Source organism: Agromyces binzhouensis (assembly GCF_004135055.1).
Taxonomy (GTDB): domain Bacteria; phylum Actinomycetota; class Actinomycetes; order Actinomycetales; family Microbacteriaceae; genus Agromyces; species Agromyces binzhouensis.
The window spans coordinates 1-13,708 of the sequence record NZ_SDPL01000037.1 but is presented as its reverse complement, the minus strand read 5'-3'; the positions used below and the strand labels follow the sequence as shown (position 1 = coordinate 13,708).

Below are 13,708 nucleotides of genomic sequence, written 5' to 3'. Positions count from 1 at the left end.
CGCGCGCCCGCGACATCCGCCACGGCCGTCGCCATCGGCGCGTGGATGCCGAGCGTGGTGCGCGTGGTCGACGCCGCGCCGCCGCCGAAGCCGACGAGCACCCCGGCCGCGCCCGTGCGCATGAGGTGCAGCGCCGCGGTGTACGTCGCCGCACCGCCGACGATGACGGGCACGTCGAGCTCGTAGATGAACTTCTTGAGGTTCAGCGGCTCCTGGTTCTTCGAGACGTGCTCGGCGGAGACCGTCGTGCCGCGGATCACGAACAGGTCGACGCCCGCGGCGACGACGGTCTCGTAGAGCTCCTGCGTGCGCTGCGGGGAGAGCGCACCGGCGACGGTGACACCCGCGGCGCGCACCTCGGCGAGGCGGGCCGTGACGAGGTCGGGCTTGATCGGCTCGGAGTACAGCTCCTGCATGCGGGCCGTCGCCCGCTCGTCGGTGAGGTTGCGGATCTCGGCGAGCGCCGGCTCCGGGTCCTCGTACCGCGTCCAGAGACCCTCGAGGTCGAGCACGCCCAGGCCGCCCAGCTGCCCCATCATGATCGCCGTCTGCGGCGACACGACCGAGTCCATCGGAGCCGCGAGGAACGGGATGTCGAACTGGTAGGCGTCGATCGACCAGCCGATCGAGACGTCCTCGGGGTCGCGGGTGCGCCGGCTCGGCACGATGGCGATGTCGTCGAACGCGTAGACGCGACGGCCCCGCTTGGAGCGGCCGATCTCGATCTCCTGGGTCACCCGTCAACCCTACCGAAGGGCCCCGACGTGCGACACGGATGCCGCGGGCTCGGGCTCAGCGCGCCCGCGCCACCCGCGCCTCGTCCCACACGGGCTCGTCCGCCTCGACCACCTCGCCATCCGACCGGAAGACGAGGTACCGATCGAACGACCGCGTGAACCAGCGGTCGTGGGTGACCGCGAGCACCGTGCCGTCGAAGCGCGAGAGCGCGTCCTCGAGGGCCTCGGCCGAGACGAGGTCGAGATTGTCGGTCGGCTCGTCGAGGAGTAGCAGCGTCGCGCCGGAGAGCTCGAGCAGCAGGATCTGCAGGCGCGCCTGCTGGCCGCCCGAGAGCGCATCGAACTCCTGCTGCGCCGCGGCCGCGAGTCCGTAGCGGTCGAGCGCGGAACTCGCCGCCTCGCGCGCCATGCCCTCCCGGTTCGCGTCGCCCCGGTGCAGGATGTCGAGGAGCGTCCGGCCGCGGAGCCCCGGCAGCTCGTGACCCTGCGCGAACCAGCCCGGCACGACCCGCGCGCCGAGCGTCGCGGTGCCGGTGTGCGGGACGGCGTCGAGGGTCGCACCGACATCCGTCACGTGGCCCTTCGCCCGGTCGGGGTCGCTGCCCCCGGTGGCGAGCAGCCTGAGGAAGTGCGACTTGCCCGACCCGTTCGAGCCGAGCACCGCGACGCGGTCGCCGTACCAGACCTCGAGGTCGAACGGCCGCATGAGGCCGGTGAGCTCGAGGTCCTCGCACACGACGGCGCGCTTGCCCGTTCGCGATCCGCGGAGGCGCATCGACACCGCCTGGTCGGGCGGCCGCTCCTCGGGCGGGCCGGCCTCCTCGAACTTCCGCAGTCGGGTGACCGCGGCCTGGTAGCGGGAGGCCATGCCGTCGTTGTACGTCGCCTTGACCTTCAGCGTCTGCACGAGCTGCTTCAGCTGCGCGTGCTGCTCGTCCCACCGGCGCCGCAACTCGTCGAGGCGGGCGAAGCGCTCCTCGCGCGCGGCGTGGTAGCCGCCGAAGCCGCCGCCGTGCACCCACGCCGTGCTGCCCGCGGCGCCCGCCTCGAGCGTCACGATCCGATCGGCGGCACGGGCCAGGAGCTCGCGGTCGTGCGAGACCAGCAGCACGGTCTTCGGCGTCGTCCGCAGCTGCCGCTCGAGCCATCGCTTGCCGGGCACGTCGAGCGAGTTGTCGGGCTCGTCGAGCAGCAGCACCTCCTCGGGCCCGCGCAGCAGCGCCTCGAGCGCCAGACGCTTCTGCTCACCGCCCGAGAGCGTCGAGAGCTCGCGCCACTTCGCACGCTCGAACGGGATGCCGAGGGCGGCCGTCGTGCAGTGGTCCCAGACGACCTCCTGGTCGTACCCGCCGGCCTCGGCGTACTCCGCGAGCGCCGACGCGTACCGCATCTGCGCGGCCGTGTCGTCCGTCTCGATGAGCGCGTTCTCGGCACGCTCGAGCTCGATCGCCGCAGCGCGCACCCGCGCGGGCGCGACCGTCGCGAGCAGGCCGTGGACGGTGCGCTCCATGCCCTCGACGACGTCGCCGCGACCCACGAACTGGTCCATCACCCCGAGGCCGCCGACCACCTGGATGCTCCCCTCGTCGGCCCGCAGCTCGCCTCGGACGATCCGGAGCAGCGTGGTCTTCCCCGCGCCGTTCTGGCCGATGAGGGCCGTCGTGCGCCCTTCGGTGACCCGGAACGCGAGGTCGGCGAGGAGCGGACGGCCGTCCGGCAGCGAGAAGGAGACGCCGTTGACGTCGATGAAGCCCATGGGCCCGATTCCGATCCGTGTCCGCGGCATCCGCCGCACCGCCCGGCGGGCAGCCGACCAGACTAACCGATGACGGATGCCCCGGCACGACGCTCCGGCACGGTGCCGCCGCACGCTCACGTGGGGCAGTCTGGAGACATGGACCGCATCGCCGCAGACCCGCTCGACGTACTCCGCACCCGGACCAGCGCCAAGTGGCGCATGTACGACCAGGACGTGCTGCCGCTCCCGGTCGCGGAGATGGACTACCCGCTGGCAGAACCCATCGCGACGGCGCTCCACGCCGCGATCCGCCGCTCCGACACGGGCTACGCCGCCGGGAGCCTGCCCGTCGCGGAGGCATTCTCCGCCTTCGCCGCGGAGCGCCTCGGGTGGGAGCCCGACCCCGGGCGGGTGACCTGCACCGCCGACGTCTCGATGGGCATCGTCGAGGTGCTGCGCCGCGTCATCGCACCCGATGACGGCGTCGTGATCTGCCCGCCGATCTATCCCCCGTTCTTCGACCTCGTGACCGAGGCCGGCGGCCGCGTCGTCGCCGTGCCGCTCGCTGGCGGCATCGACGAGGGCTGGTCGCTCGACCTCCAGGGCGTCGAGGCCGCGTTCGCCGACGGCGCCCGGGCGATGGTGCTCTGCAACCCGCACAACCCGGTCGGCCTCGTGCCCGCTCGCGAGCAGCTCGAGGCCCTGGCCGAGATCGCCGCCCGGTTCGATGCGACGATCGTCTCGGACGAGGTGCACGGACCGCTCTCCCAGCCCGAATCGCCCTACGTGCCGTTCCTCACCGTGTCGGATGCCGCGCGGGAGCACGGCGTCGCCGTCACCGCCGCGAGCAAGGCGTTCAACCTCGCCGGGCTGAAGGCCGCGATGATGATCACGGCGAGCGCACGCGGCGACGCCGTGCGCGACGGCATGCCCTACGAGGTCGGCTGGCGCATGAGCCAGTTCGGCTCGATCGCATCGGTCGCGGCGTTCCGCCACGGCGCGCACTGGCTCGACGGCGTCATCGCGTCGATCGACGACAACCGGCGGCTCCTCGCAGACCTCCTCGCGGATGAACTGCCCGGCGTGCGGTACCGGATGCCGCAGGCCACCTACCTCGCCTGGCTCGACCTGTCGGTGCTCGGATGGGGCGACGATCCGGCCGCCGTGGCGCTCGAGCGCGCGCGGGTCGCGCTCGCCGGCGGCCCCGCGTTCGGGGCGGATGTCGGCCGAGGGCACGCACGCCTGAACCTCGCGTGCTCTCCCGAGGTGCTGTCGGAGGCGATCAGTCGCATCGCGGACGCGCGCGACGAGGGGTGAGACGGGCGAGGCGGGCTCGGCCATCGGCCGAGCCCGCCTCGCGGGGTGTCGCGACGTCGTCGCGCCGCGCTGACGTTCAGCGCGTGTAGTTCGGCGCCTCGACGACGAACTGCACGTCGTGCGGGTGCGACTCCTTCAGGCCGGCCGGCGTGATGCGCACGAAGCGGCCCTTCGACTTGAGCTCGGCGACGGTGCGTGCGCCGACGTAGAACATCGACTGCCGGAGCCCGCCGACGAGCTGGTACGCGACGGCCGACACCGGGCCGCGGTACGGCACCTGCCCCTCGATGCCCTCGGGGATCAGCTTGTCGTCGCTCGGCACGTCGGCCTGGAAGTACCGGTCCTTCGAGTACGACGTCTTCTTGCCGCGCGTCTGCAGGGCGCCGAGCGAGCCCATCCCGCGATACGTCTTGTACTGCTTGCCGTTCTGGAACACGAGGTCGCCGGGGCTCTCGGCGGTGCCGGCGAGCAGCGAGCCGAGCATCACCGTGTCGGCGCCGGCGACGAGGGCCTTGGCGATGTCGCCCGAGTACTGCAGGCCGCCGTCGGCGATGAGCGGCACGCCCGCAGGCTTCGTGGCCCTCGACGCCTCGTACACGGCGGTGATCTGCGGCACGCCGACGCCCGCGACGACGCGGGTCGTGCAGATCGAGCCCGGGCCGACGCCGACCTTCACGGCGTCGGCGCCGGCGTCGACGAGGGCCTTCGCACCCTCGTACGTCGCGACGTTGCCGCCGATCACGTCGATGTGGGCGAACGTGGGGTCGGACTTCAGCCGTCGGATCACGTCGAGCACCCCGGCGGACTCGCCGTTGGCGGTGTCGACGACGAGCACGTCGACGCCCGCGTCGCGCAGGGCCTCGGCGCGCTCCCAGGCGTCGCCGAAGAAGCCCATCGCGGCGCCGACCCGGAGACGCCCCTCGGCGTCCTTCGTGGCGTGCGGGTACTGCTCGGACTTGTCGAAGTCCTTCACGGTGATCAGCCCGGTCAGGCGTCCGCGGTCGTCGACCAGCGGGAGCTTCTCGACCTTGTGCTGGGCGAAGATCGCGATCGCCTCGTCGGGGTCCATGCCGACCCGGCCGGTGATCAGCGGGGCCTTGGTCATCACGTCGGCGACGCTGGTGGTCGACTTCTCGAAGTCGGACACGAACCGCATGTCGCGGTTCGTGATGATGCCGACGAGCACGCCGTCGGCGTCGACGACGGGCAGGCCCGAGACGCGGTAGGTCGCGCACAGCTGGTCGACCTCGGCCACCGTCGCGTCCGGCGTGGTGGTCACGGGGTTCGAGACCATGCCCGACTCGCTGCGCTTCACGCGGTCGACCATCTCGGCCTGCTCGGCGATCGAGAGGTTGCGGTGCAGGATTCCGATCCCGCCCTGGCGCGCCATGGCGATCGCCATCCGGGCCTCGGTGACGGTGTCCATCGCCGCAGACAGCAGCGGCGTCGCGACCGTGATGCGCCGTGTCAGGCGCGAACTCGTGTCGGCCTCGCTCGGGATCACGTCGGTGTGCCCCGGCAGCAGCAGGACGTCGTCGTACGTCAATCCAGTGAATCCGAACGGATCGGCCTGATCCATGTCGCCCCTTCGTCTCGAGTCGTGCTCGACCGCCCGCGCACCGCGGGTCGCGGGCACGGGCGCATCGTCGCGGTACAGAAGAGTTTAAGCGAGTTTGCGCCGCAGCCATTCCCCGGATAACAATCGAGGGCCGTTTGTGCCCGGCTGCGAAACACCTGGGACATAATCGGCACGTACTGTGACGACGTCGTCGCAGGAAAGGCGTACCCGGTCGACCCCCATACCGGGACCTTTGGAGGTGCAGTGGAATCCACGCAATCAGTCCGCCCGCATTCCCGCGGGAGGTGGCTCATCCTCCTCGGACTCCTGGTGTCCGCACTCACTCTGTCCGGCATCGCAGCGTCCCCTGCGATGGCGGACGAAGGGGGTACGGACAGCCAGGCCGAGGAGTTCGAGTACTTCTTCAGCGGGAACGTGAAGTACAACGACGAGCCGCTCGAGGGGGTGTCCATCGCCGTCTCGGGCAACGGCTTCGAAGCGGAGACGGAGACCGATGAGAACGGCCAATGGACGCTCGGCGTCCCCGAGAAGGAGGCCTACGAGCTGACGCTCGACGAGGACACCCTCCCGGAGGGCGTGATCGTCGAAGACGGGCAGTCGACCATCGATGCGGAGTTCGGACTCACCAAGCGGAAGTCCGTGAACTTCTTCCTCGGCGAAGGACAGCGCGTCACCACCGACTACGGCGCCCAGGTGCTGATCCGTGTCGTGAACGGCCTGAACTTCGGCCTCCTGCTCGCGCTCGCCGCGATCGGCCTGTCGCTGATCTTCGGCACGACCGGGCTCTCCAACTTCGCGCACGCGGAGATGATCACCTTCGGCGCGTTGATGATGCTGACGTTCAGCAACATGCTCGGGTTGCCGGTGTGGCTCGCGATCCTGATCGCGATCGCGCTCTCCGCCGGGCTCGGCTGGACGCTCGACGCGGGTCTCTGGAAACCCCTGCGCAAACGAGGGGTGGGATTGATCCCGCTGATGATCGTCAGCATCGGCCTCTCGCTGGCGCTGCGCTACACGTTCCAGTTCTTCTACGGCGGATCGACGAGGCAGCTGCCGGGAGCGACCCTCCCGCGCGAGATCGTGCTCGGACCGATCCTGCTGTCGTGGATCGACGTGGCGAGCATGGCGACCTCCGTGATCGTGCTGCTCGCGGTCGCGTACTTCCTCCTCCGGACCCGCATCGGCAAGGCGACCCGCGCGGTCTCCGACAACTCCCCGCTCGCTGCGGCGAGCGGTATCGACGTCGACCGCGTCATCCGCATCGTCTGGGTCCTGGGCGGCGCCCTCGCCGGTCTCTCCGGCATCCTGTGGGCGTACTTCCGCCCCGGCGTCAGCTGGGACATGGGCTTCCAGATCCTGCTGCTCGTCTTCGCCGCGGTCACCCTCGGCGGTCTCGGCACGGCCTTCGGCGCACTCGTCGGCTCCCTCATCGTGGGTCTCTTCATCGAGGTCTCCACGCTGTGGCTCCCGAGTGACATGAAGTACGTCGGCGCGCTGCTCGTGCTGATCCTCGTGCTGCTGTTCCGACCGCAGGGAATCCTGGGTCGCCGAGAGAGAATCGGATAAGGGGCCGACAATGATCGACTGGATTCAGATCTTCTCGAACGCGGCGCAGGAGCTCATCAGCCCGACGACCGCTGCGTACGCCCTGGCCGCGCTCGGCCTGGCGATCCACTTCGGGTACACCGGCCTGCTGAACTTCGGCCAGGCGGGCTTCATGGCCCTCGGTGCGTACGGATTCGCCATCTCCACGCTGACCTTCGGGTTCCCCGTGTGGGCCTCGGTGCTCGTCGGCATCGGTGCGTCCATCGTGTTCGCCCTCATCCTGGGCATCCCGACCCTCCGGCTGCGAGCCGACTACCTGGCCATCGTGACGATCGCGGCCGCGGAGATCCTGCGCCTGATCTTCACCACCAACACGTTCGACGACGTGACGGGGTCGGCGAGCGGCCTTCAGGGCTACAAGGGCGGCATCGCCGCGATGAACCCGATCCCTGACGGCACCTACGGATTCGGCCCGTTCACCTACAACGCCTACGACTGGTGGATCCGGATCCTCGGATGGACGGTCGTCATCCTCGCCGCGCTGTTCACGTGGTCGATCATGCGAAGCCCCTGGGGCCGCGTGATCAAGGGCATCCGCGAGGACGAGGACGCCGTGCGCGCCCTCGGCAAGAACGTCTACTCGTACAAGATGCAGAGCCTGATCCTGGGTGGCGTCTTCGGCACCCTCGCCGGCATGATCTTCATCATGCCGCGCGCAGTCGTGCCGGCGAATTACCAGACGTCGCTCACCTTCTTCATCTACGCGATCCTGCTGCTCGGCGGCGCCGCGACGATCCTCGGGCCGATCGTGGGCTCGATGATCTTCTGGGTGCTGCTCTCGTTCTTCTCGGGCTTCATGGCCCGAGCGGTCGAGGCGGGCTGGCTCCCGTTCATGACGCAGGTCCAGGCCGGCCAGCTGCGATTCATCCTGGTCGGCGTCGCGATCATGCTCCTCGTGGTATTCAGGCCACAGGGCATCTTCGGCAACAAGAAGGAGCTGTCCTTTGTCCGATAACGCCACCCCCACGACGCCGGTCAAGACGACCGGCCTCCACGTCGGCGAAGCGGGTCCGGGCTGCAAGAAGGTCGACCCGATCATCATCGCCGACGGCGTCAAGCGCACGTTCGGCGGCCTGACGGCCGTCGACGTCGCGCACGTCGAGATCCCGCGCGGCGCGATCACGGCGCTCATCGGCCCGAACGGTGCCGGCAAGACCACGTTCTTCAACCTGCTCACCGGCTTCGACAAGCCGGACGAGGGCAAGTGGGAGTTCGACGGCCGCTCGCTGGCCCACGTCCCGGCGTACCGGGTCGCCCGCATGGGGCTCATCCGGACCTTCCAGCTGACGAAGGCGCTCGGCCTGCTCACCGTGCTCGACAACATGAAGCTGGGGGCGAAGGGCCAGAGCGGGGAGAACCTGTTCCGCTCGGTGTTCCCCTTCTTCTGGCGCAGCCAGGAGGACGAGATCGAGGCGAAGGCCAAGGAGATCCTCGCCCGCTTCAAGCTCGACGCGAAGCAGGAGGACTACGCTGCCAGCCTCTCGGGCGGACAGCGCAAGCTGCTGGAGATGGCCCGAGCGCTCATGAGCGACCCGACCCTGGTGATGCTCGACGAGCCGATGGCGGGTGTGAACCCCGCGCTCACGCAGTCGCTGCTCGACCACATCCTCGACCTCAAGTCGCAGGGCATGACGGTCCTGTTCGTCGAGCACGACATGCACATGGTCCGCCACATCGCCGACTGGGTCATCGTGATGGCCGAGGGCAAGATCGTGGCGGAGGGCGACCCGCACGAGGTCATGCGGGACCCCGCGGTGATCGACGCCTACCTCGGCGCGCATCACGACACCGATCTCGGCGACGACGACGATCCGGAGTCCGTCGAGCACATCCACGCCATGAAGGAGCTCATCGATGACGAACAGTGAACCAGCGGCGAGCGCCGAGCCGACGGGCGGCACCGCCACGGTCGACACGCGCGATCTCGTCGTCGAGGTCCGGGATGTCACGGCGGGCTACCTGCCCGGCGTCAACATCCTCAACGGCTGCTCGCTGACGGCGCGCGACGGCGAGCTGATCGGCATCATCGGACCGAACGGCGCCGGCAAGTCGACGCTGCTGAAGGCGATCTTCGGGCTCGTCAAGGTCCGTGAGGGCGGCATCTACCTCCAGGGCGACGAGATCACCAACCAGAAGGCGAACAAGCTGGTCTCCAAGGGCGTCGGATTCGTCCCGCAGACGAACAACGTGTTCCCGTCGCTGACCATCCAGGAGAACCTCGAGATGGGCATCTTCCAGAAGCCCAAGGATCTCAAGCATCGCCTCGAGTTCGTGGTCGACATCTTCCCCGAACTCGGCAAGCGCCTCGCGCAGCGCGCGGGTTCGCTCTCCGGCGGTGAGCGCCAGATGGTGGCGATGTCGCGCGCGCTCATGATGGGTCCGCACGTGCTGCTCCTCGACGAGCCCAGCGCGGGCCTGTCGCCCGTCCGACAGGACGAGGCGTTCCTGCGGGTGAAGGAGATCAACCGTGCGGGCGTGACGACCATCATGGTCGAGCAGAACGCCCGCCGCTGCCTCCAGATCTGCGACCGCGGATACGTCCTCGACCAGGGCCGTGACGCCTACGAGGGACCCGGCCGCGAGCTGCTGAACGACCCGAAGGTCATCGGCCTCTACCTGGGCACGCTCGGCCAGGACTGAGTCTCCGCTCGATCCCCGAAGGGGGCGGATGCCACGGCATCCGCCCCCTTCGTCGTCTCCGCGGCATTCCGCCGCGATCCACGGTGCCATGGCGCTCGTCCTGTTCGGGCTCCTCGCCGTCGACGGCCGTCCGACCGGCGACGCGTCAGCGGCCCTGCCAGGACCGACGGGCCCTCGTCGGTACGTCGGGTCCCGTCACCGGCGCGCCAGGGTCCCACAGCGCCCGACAGGGCCCGTGGCCCGTGCTCGGAGCCCGAGCGCCGCCGTCCGCTGCGGCACGTCCCGAGGCCCGCGGAGGCGATGCACGCTGGAGCGTCGCCTCTGGTGGCCCGCCGCATCGACATCACCGTCGTCGCGCACCGGCCCGTCCGGCAGCGTCGATTCGGCAATCAGTCGACTGGCAGCCGGCCGTCGGTTCGGGGTCGGTCGTCCCATCGACAGGCGTCAGTTCTGTCCTCCCGTCGACAGCCGGTCGACAGCCGGTCGATGCGGCTGCCGTCGCGGCTCACGGTCGCCTGCGCCGTCCGCATGGCGCGCTGAGTCCGAGTTCGACCCCTCGACTCGCCGGTCCCTGCGGGCCGCGGCACGCAGCGGCATCCGCATGCGCCTCGCGGGCACGCGAAAGGGCCCCGGCCGAAGCCGGGGCCCTTCGCTGCGTGTCAGCCGATCAGCCGATGCGCGTGTACGTGTTGTCGTCCTCGTACTCGTAGATGCCGATGGTGGCCTCGGTCGGGTCACCGTTCTCGTCGAGCGTGATCGGACCCGACGCGCCGTCGAAGTCGATCTGCGAGCCCTCGGCGAGCAGCGCGGCAGCGTCGGCGAACGTGGTCACGGTCTCGCCGTCACCCGAACCGCCCGACACCTGCTGGAGGTACGCACCGATGTCCTCGCCGGCCGTGCTGTTGGCGGCGTAGGCCGCGAGCGCGATCAGCATGAGGGCGTCGTACGACTCCGGTCCGTAGCTGAAACTGTCGAGGTTGGGGTCGACTCCGAGCATCCGGTCCTCGAACGAGGCCTCGAGCTCCGGGCCGGGGAGCGTGCCCTTCGCACCGGCGACGAGGCCGGGCGCGAAGTCCGCGCTGTAGTCGGCCAGGTTGCCGTCGACGAAGTACAGCTGCTCGCCGGGGTAGCCCGCGCCGACGAGGGCGGGCACGACGACCTTGGCCTCGTCGAACGTGATGACCGCGACGGCGTCGGGGTTCGAGGCGTTGATCGCCGAGAGCTGCGCGTCGAAGTTCGAGTCACCCGTGTTGAAGAGCTCCTCGGCCACGACCTCGCCGCCGGCTGCCTCGAAGGCCTCCGTCGTCGCCGCCGCGAGACCCGTGCCGTACGGGTCGTTGAGGACCAGGAGGCCGAGCGTCGACGCGCCGTCCTCCGCGATCAGGTTGCCGAGGACCTCGCCCTGGAGCAGGTCGGACGGCGCGGTGCGGAAGTAGAGGCCGTTGTCGTCGTAGTCCGTGAAGTCGGGCGACGTGTTGGCCGGCGAGAAGTGGACGACACCGGCCGAGGTGATCTGGTCGATGACCGTGAACGACACACCCGACGAGGCGGCACCGATGATCGCCGAGACGTCCTGCGAGAGGAGGTCGGTGACCGAGACGGTGGCGATGTCGGTGGTGGTGTCGCCGGAGTCGCGGTAGACGACCTCGACCTGGATGCCTGCGTCGGCCTCGTTGATCTCCTCGGCGGCGAGTGCGACACCGGCTTCCTCGGGCGGGCCGAGGAAGGCGAGGGTGCCGGACTGCGGCAGGATGGTGCCGACCTTCAGGGTGAGGTCGCGCTCACCAGCCTCGATGGCCAGGGCGTCGCCGGTGTCGGCCGGCTCCTCGGACTCTTCCGGGGTGGTGCCGCCCGTGCTGCACGCGGTGAGGAGGAGGGCGGAAACGCCAGCAATGGCGATGCCCGTCCAAGCCGCGCGAGCCGAGCGCGAGCCGGTGGCCCTCGCGAATACGCTCATGATGCTCCTTGGGACTGAAGGATCGGTACTGAAACAGCGTCTGGCGACGCCGATGTATCGACCGTATTGCCCGCCCACAGTGGAAACAAGATTGCCTCGATCACAACCCGGTAACGCACACGGAATCGTTACCTGAGCGACACTGACGCGCGATTCTCCGCACGATTCCGCCGATTCCGCCACGAAATCCGCCATCGGGCCATGCTTCCGACCCCGACGATCCAGCCCCAGTCCGGGGGGCCTCGGCGGGGCTCAGACGGGCTCGAGGTTCGCGGCCCGCCGAGCGGCTCGTGCCCCGCGGAGGAGGTCGAAGGTGAGCACGACGAGCGCCAGCCAGACGAGGCCGAACCCGGCCCATCGCTCCGGCGGCATCGGCTCGCCGAGGACGACGACGCCGACGACGAACTGGATGAACGGGGCGAAGTACTGGATGAACCCCATGTAGATCAGCGGGAGGCGTCGCGACGCGGCGGCGAACAGCAGCAGCGGGATCGCGGTCACCGCGCCGGCGGAGAGCAGCAGCACGGTGTGCCATCCGCTCACGGAGCCGATGGTGAGCCCGGTCGTCGACGCGACGACCACGAGGAGGATCGCCGCGACGGGTGCGAGCCACGCGGTCTCGAGGGTGAGTCCGGAGACCGCGTCGACGCGGTGGCCGACCCGCTTCTTGATCAGGCCGTAGAAGCCGAAGCTGAAGGCCAGGACGAGCGCGATCCACGGCATCTGCCCGTACCCGAGGGTGAGCACGACCACGGCGACGATCGAGATCCCGACGGCCGTCCACTGCACGGCGTTCAACCGCTCGCGGAGCACGATGACCCCGAGGAACACGGTCACGATCGGGTTGATGAAGTACCCCAGCGCGGCCTCGACGACGTGCCCGGTGAGCGCAGCGTAGACGTACGTGAGCCAGTTCACGAAGATCAGCACGCCGGCCAGGCCCATGATCAGCACCACGCGTCGATCCCGCACGAGCGCGCGGAACGCGCGCCAGGTGCGCGTGACCGCGATCAGGACGGCGCAGAAGACGAGCGAGAGCAGGATCCGCATCGCCACGATCTCGATCGGCCCGCTCGGCGCGAGGGCGATGAAGTAGACGGGGAGGAAGCCCCACAGCGCGTACGCGGAGACGGCGTAGGCGATCCCGGCGCGACTCACGCCGTCTGGACTGACGCGCGCCGGTGCGCCGGTGGACGGAGCGGATGACACCGTGTCAGCCTACGCGCGACCTCCGACCCGTCGGCGCGCGCCGACTGCCGACCTCCGTCGAGATCCCGCCGCGCTCGTCGTGGCCCTGCCGGTGAGGCGGGGACCGGAGACGACGACGCGGCCCGGATGCCAGAGGCATCCGGGCCGCGAGGATGTCGGTATCGACTAGCGGACGACGACCGCGAGGACGTCGCGGGCCGACAGGACGAGGAAGTCCTCGCCGCCGAACTTCACCTCGGTGCCGCCGTACTTGGAGTAGATCACCTTGTCGCCGACGGCCACGTCGAGCGGGACACGGTTGCCGTTGTCGTCGATCCGGCCCGGGCCGACCGCCACGACCTCGCCCTCCTGGGGCTTCTCCTTGGCGGTGTCGGGGATGACCAGGCCGGACGCGGTGGTCTGCTCGGCCTCGACCTGCTTGATGACGATTCGATCCTCGAGCGGCTTGATGGAAACCGACACGGTTGACCTCTTTCTTGACGAAGACTGGGGTTAGCAGCCTCTGAGTGAGAGTGCTAAAGGGAGTCTATGGCGGTTCTGGCACTCGTGCAACGTGAGTGCCAGCGGATGCCACGGTGCTAGCGTGTCGGCGTGGAACGCGACGAGCTGGTGAGGCTGCTCTCTACCGACGGGCTCGCGCTGCTCGACTCGCTGCCGCCGTATTCCTCGAAGGCCGACGTCGTGAAGACCGTCGCCGACCTCCGCAAGCAGGGCCACGATCCGGGCCTCGTCGCGGCCGTGCTCAGCCAGTCGCGGCTCCGTTCGAAGGCGCGGGCGAAGTTCGGCGAGTTCGCGGACCGCATGCTGTTCACCGAGCCCGGCCTCGAGCAGGCCACCCGGCTGCGCGTCGCGGCGCTGCACGCCGGCCGGTTCGCCCGCGCCGGGCTCCGGCACGTGGCCGACCTCGGGTGCGGCATCGGCGGCGA

The 13,708-nt window shown here is 69.7% G+C and carries 11 protein-coding genes and 1 pseudogene; 6 read left to right on the top strand and 6 right to left on the bottom strand.

Annotation, left to right across the window (positions count from 1 at the left end; all coding sequences use genetic code 11):
- Together ESO86_RS03910 and ESO86_RS03905 are read right to left on the bottom strand one after the other, a co-directional pair.
- The coding region (locus ESO86_RS03910; RefSeq protein ID WP_129233575.1) for a GuaB3 family IMP dehydrogenase-related protein at nucleotides 1-737 on the bottom strand (737 nt) is incomplete at its 3' end.
- 55 nt (nucleotides 738-792) lie between these two features.
- Nucleotides 793-2,493 (bottom strand): ABC-F family ATP-binding cassette domain-containing protein, encoded by a 1,701-nt coding sequence (locus tag ESO86_RS03905; RefSeq protein ID WP_129233574.1) that lies wholly within the window; start codon nucleotides 2,491-2,493, stop codon nucleotides 793-795.
- Between the two features lie 138 nt (nucleotides 2,494-2,631).
- Here ESO86_RS03905 and ESO86_RS03900 point away from each other — a divergent pair, with 138 nt between their 5' ends.
- Nucleotides 2,632-3,792 carry a MalY/PatB family protein gene (locus ESO86_RS03900; RefSeq protein WP_129233573.1) on the top strand — a complete coding sequence of 387 codons (1,161 nt, stop codon included), beginning with the start codon at nucleotides 2,632-2,634 and terminating at the stop codon, nucleotides 3,790-3,792.
- Nucleotides 3,793-3,868: 76 nt separating this feature from the next.
- On the opposite strand, the gene guaB is transcribed toward ESO86_RS03900, so the two are convergent.
- A complete protein-coding gene (gene guaB, locus ESO86_RS03895; protein WP_129233572.1) occupies nucleotides 3,869-5,371 on the bottom strand; it encodes an IMP dehydrogenase in 1,503 nt (500 codons plus the stop codon).
- Nucleotides 5,372-5,722: 351 nt separating this feature from the next.
- Between guaB and ESO86_RS03890 the strand changes: the two genes are divergently transcribed.
- From ESO86_RS03890 to ESO86_RS03875, 4 genes are read left to right on the top strand one after another with little or no spacing between them, the layout of a single operon-like run.
- Entirely contained in the window at nucleotides 5,723-6,937 is a 1,215-nt protein-coding gene (locus ESO86_RS03890) for a branched-chain amino acid ABC transporter permease (protein ID WP_207207007.1), read from the top strand.
- Between the two features lie 13 nt (nucleotides 6,938-6,950).
- Nucleotides 6,951-7,931, top strand: coding sequence for a branched-chain amino acid ABC transporter permease (locus ESO86_RS03885; RefSeq protein WP_129233576.1), 981 nt, complete (start codon nucleotides 6,951-6,953; stop codon nucleotides 7,929-7,931).
- A complete protein-coding gene (locus ESO86_RS03880; RefSeq protein WP_129233571.1) occupies nucleotides 7,921-8,844 on the top strand; it encodes an ABC transporter ATP-binding protein in 924 nt (307 codons plus the stop codon). The genes ESO86_RS03885 and ESO86_RS03880 overlap by 11 nt, the downstream gene beginning before the upstream one ends.
- A complete protein-coding gene (locus ESO86_RS03875; protein WP_129233570.1) occupies nucleotides 8,831-9,616 on the top strand; it encodes an ABC transporter ATP-binding protein in 786 nt (261 codons plus the stop codon). Before ESO86_RS03880 ends, ESO86_RS03875 begins: the two co-directional genes overlap by 14 nt.
- Nucleotides 9,617-10,283: 667 nt before the next feature.
- Here ESO86_RS03875 and ESO86_RS03870 read toward each other — a convergent pair.
- From ESO86_RS03870 to groES, 3 genes are all read right to left on the bottom strand, one after another.
- The gene (locus ESO86_RS03870) at nucleotides 10,284-11,573 is read right to left on the bottom strand and encodes an ABC transporter substrate-binding protein (RefSeq protein ID WP_129233569.1); all 1,290 of its coding nucleotides are present in this window, start codon (nucleotides 11,571-11,573) and stop codon (nucleotides 10,284-10,286) included.
- Between the two features lie 252 nt (nucleotides 11,574-11,825).
- Nucleotides 11,826-12,782 carry an EamA family transporter RarD gene (gene rarD / locus ESO86_RS03865; RefSeq protein ID WP_129233568.1) on the bottom strand — a complete coding sequence of 319 codons (957 nt, stop codon included), beginning with the start codon at nucleotides 12,780-12,782 and terminating at the stop codon, nucleotides 11,826-11,828.
- 165 nt (nucleotides 12,783-12,947) lie between these two features.
- Nucleotides 12,948-13,244, bottom strand: coding sequence for a co-chaperone GroES (gene groES / locus ESO86_RS03860; RefSeq protein WP_022889766.1), 297 nt, complete (start codon nucleotides 13,242-13,244; stop codon nucleotides 12,948-12,950).
- Between the two features lie 129 nt (nucleotides 13,245-13,373).
- On the opposite strand from groES, the pseudogene ESO86_RS03855 reads away from it, so the two are divergent.
- Nucleotides 13,374-13,708 (top strand): annotated as a pseudogene (locus tag ESO86_RS03855) (SAM-dependent methyltransferase); the annotation flags it as partial.

Bases quoted from the DNA above. Each gene is read 5' to 3' on its own strand.
- ESO86_RS03900 (WP_129233573.1), top strand. From the start codon at position 2,632: ATGGACCGCATCGCCGCAGACCCGCTCGACGTACTCCGCACCCGGACC.
- ESO86_RS03890 (WP_207207007.1), top strand. From the start codon at position 5,723: ATGGCGGACGAAGGGGGTACGGACAGCCAGGCCGAGGAGTTCGAGTAC.
- ESO86_RS03870 (WP_129233569.1), bottom strand. From the start codon at position 11,573: ATGAGCGTATTCGCGAGGGCCACCGGCTCGCGCTCGGCTCGCGCGGCT.
- guaB (WP_129233572.1), bottom strand. From the start codon at position 5,371: ATGGATCAGGCCGATCCGTTCGGATTCACTGGATTGACGTACGACGAC.
- ESO86_RS03905 (WP_129233574.1), bottom strand. From the start codon at position 2,493: ATGGGCTTCATCGACGTCAACGGCGTCTCCTTCTCGCTGCCGGACGGC.
- ESO86_RS03875 (WP_129233570.1), top strand. From the start codon at position 8,831: ATGACGAACAGTGAACCAGCGGCGAGCGCCGAGCCGACGGGCGGCACC.